The organism is Psychrobacter sp. T6-1, from assembly GCF_052258445.1.
Map to the genome: position 1 here is coordinate 1 of NZ_JBQQFC010000309.1, position 2,773 is coordinate 2,773.

At 44.0% G+C, this 2,773-nt stretch carries 2 protein-coding genes and 1 pseudogene; 2 read left to right on the forward strand and 1 reads right to left on the reverse strand.

Annotated elements, in window-relative coordinates; all coding sequences use genetic code 11:
* Window positions 1-34: 34 nt before the first annotated feature.
* Entirely contained in the window at window positions 35-991 is a 957-nt protein-coding gene (locus ACTXGO_RS12085; protein WP_443574719.1) for a DMT family transporter, read from the forward strand.
* 74 nt (window positions 992-1,065) lie between these two features.
* Here the strand turns inward: ACTXGO_RS12085 and ACTXGO_RS12090 are convergent, their stop codons facing one another.
* Window positions 1,066-2,148 (reverse strand): 3-deoxy-7-phosphoheptulonate synthase, encoded by a 1,083-nt coding sequence (locus tag ACTXGO_RS12090; protein WP_443574721.1) that lies wholly within the window; start codon window positions 2,146-2,148, stop codon window positions 1,066-1,068.
* A 368-nt stretch (window positions 2,149-2,516) separates the two neighbouring features.
* On the opposite strand from ACTXGO_RS12090, the pseudogene ACTXGO_RS12095 reads away from it, so the two are divergent.
* Window positions 2,517-2,773, forward strand: a pseudogene (locus ACTXGO_RS12095) (lipid-A-disaccharide synthase); the annotation flags it as partial.

Below are 2,773 nucleotides of genomic sequence, written 5' to 3' on the forward strand. Positions count from 1 at the left end.
TAGGCACTGATTCTAGGCACTGAGGACATCAATTATGAACAAGATGATATTTGGGGTGGTCTTTAGTTTATTGTGGTCATCAGCGTTTATAGCGGGTAAGTACTCGGTTGATTATATGTCACCGCTTAGTTTTTTGAGCGTGCGGTTTTTATTGGCAGGTATGTTACTACTAGGTCTGTATCAGGTATTAAAGCGGCGACACAAGTTAAAGATATCAACTAATAAAACAGAACTTCTAAGTCGCTCAATGTGTCGTGATGCCATTATTTTAGCGCTACTTAACTACGTGTTGTATCTTGGGCTATCTTACTCAGGCTTGCAGTATGTATCACCAGAGCTTGTAGTGTTACTAGTATCTACCACACCGTTTTTAACCGCTTTTGCGCAGTCATATTTAAGTAAAAAGTGGTCGGCATATTTGTGGATAGCATTAACACTTGGGTTTTTAGGCGTTGTCGTTGTGCTTGTAGCTCGTGTGGGCGGGGTAGAGTCGCTACTGAGTCAGCTGCAAAACCCTGCTCAAACGGATGAGTTTTTATGGGGTGTCGGATGTGTATTGCTATCCGTAGTTGCTCTAGCGGCTGGCACCTTATACTATCAGCTTATCGCTTCTAGTCATAACGTAGTGGCGCTGACAGGACTACAAAATCTAAGTGCAGGCGTTATGTTGTTGCCCTTTGTATCAGTATTTGCTTGGGGACAAGCCTTGAGCGTACCGATATTTGTATATTCACTCTTGTACCAAGTCATCTTGATATCAGGCGCGGCTATGCTGATGTGGTTTCAGCTTATTCGCTGGTTTGGCTCAGGATATGCTTCGGCTTTTCATTTGCTCAATCCAATATTTGTAACGCTTTTATCTGTCTGGTTGTTTGATATTGATTTAAGTGTAAGTGACGTTATTGGCACAATAATGGTAGTCATTGCTATGGGGATCATTAGCTTAGATGTCGTTAGTATTAAAGCCAAAGAAAATCCTGTGTCACTTTAAAATTTCTACCTCGCAGCCAAAAGCCCACCTACGAGTAGATGGGCTTTTGTATTTGGGCAGTTAGTTGTTGTTCATTAACGATTGGGTAAAACGTCTTTGACCATATTACGCAAATTGTGTAGCGCGGCTACGCTACTCTCCCAGTCGAGGCAACCATCGGTGATAGAGACGCCATATTCAAGCTTGCTTAAGTCTTCGGTGAGCTTTTGATTACCACCTTTTAGGTGACTCTCAACCATCATACCGATGATAGATGTGTTACCGTTTTCGATTTGCTCAGCGACGTTATTGATGACCATGGGCTGCAAGTAAGGATCTTTGCCTGAGTTGGCATGACTTGAGTCAATCATAATTTTGGTACTGGTTTTACCTTTCTCAAGCTCATTCTCAGCGGCTGCTACTGCCGTCTCATCATAGTTTGGCTTACCATTACCGCCGCGCAGTACCACGTGCGCATAAGGGTTGCCTTTAGATTTGATAATAGAGACTTGACCGTCTGAGGATAACCCCAAGAAGCTATGAGGCGCTTTGACCGCTTGCATAGCGTTGACGGCGACAGTCATACCGCCGTCGGTACCGTTTTTGAAGCCAACTGGACAAGATAGACCCGAGCTCATCTCGCGATGCGTTTGGCTCTCAGTGGTACGAGCACCAATAGCTGACCAGCTAATCAAGTCTTGCATGTACTGCGGTGTATTTGGGTCTAAGGCTTCAGTCGCGCAAGGTAAACCCTTCTCATTAAGATCAATGAGCAATCTGCGCGCGCTGCGCAAACCCTTCTCGATATCGAAGCTATCATTCATATCAGGATCGTTGATCATGCCTTTCCAGCCAACCGTAGTACGCGGCTTTTCAAAATAGACCCGCATAACGATAAAGATGGTATCTTCCAGCTCTTTTGCCAGCCTAGCCAAGCGGTCGGCATATTCGTGCGCAGCCTTTATGTCATGGATAGAGCAGGGGCCGATGACGATAAACAAGCGCTTATCTTTACCATCTAAGATGTTTTGAATGGTTTGACGTCCTTTTAGGACAGTTTGATACGCGGACTCTGAGAGCGGTAGCTCAGCTTTTAATTCAGCTGGCGTAACTAGGGGGATGAATTGTTCAATATTCACGTCGTCAATGTCTGCATTATGGGTAGCTGGTGTTGTCATGATTATATCGTCTAGCTTATTTATAGGAACAATCATTATGAGGTCAAAAGTAGTCGTTGACAAGGGGACACGAGTAGTTAATTGACTGATAACTGGAATGTCAAAACCAATGTTTTGTTATACTTGCGCTGATATTAGTCTTTTTAGGCGTCGCTATACTCTATAATTCTTTAAAATTTATTATTGTTTGCCTAAAATCTTGAGCGTTTCGCTATTTGGGCTGCGCTCACGTATGATGGCAGCCTAAACGCTTAAGCACTTAGAAGTCTGTATAAGCGTCTAGGTGGTTAGCGTCCAATAATGGCTTGTGCTATATTTTAGTTTGTACCCAACTCCACCTTATATCTAATAGCGGTTAGGATCCTATCATGCCAGAATCTGTAACACCTTTTAAGCAAAGTTCTTTGTCTGATACTCTTGCTACTGATCAGGCATCAGGCCCTTTGGTGATAGGGATAGTCGCAGGAGAGGTCTCAGGCGATAGCTTGGGCGCTGATTTTATGGCGCAGATGAACAATTTGCGCGGTGATATTATCTGGATCGGCGTTGGTGGTAGTAAGATGCAAGCGCAAGGTCTGCAAAGCTTATTTCCGCTATCACGCTTAGCAGTTATGGGCTTGGTTGA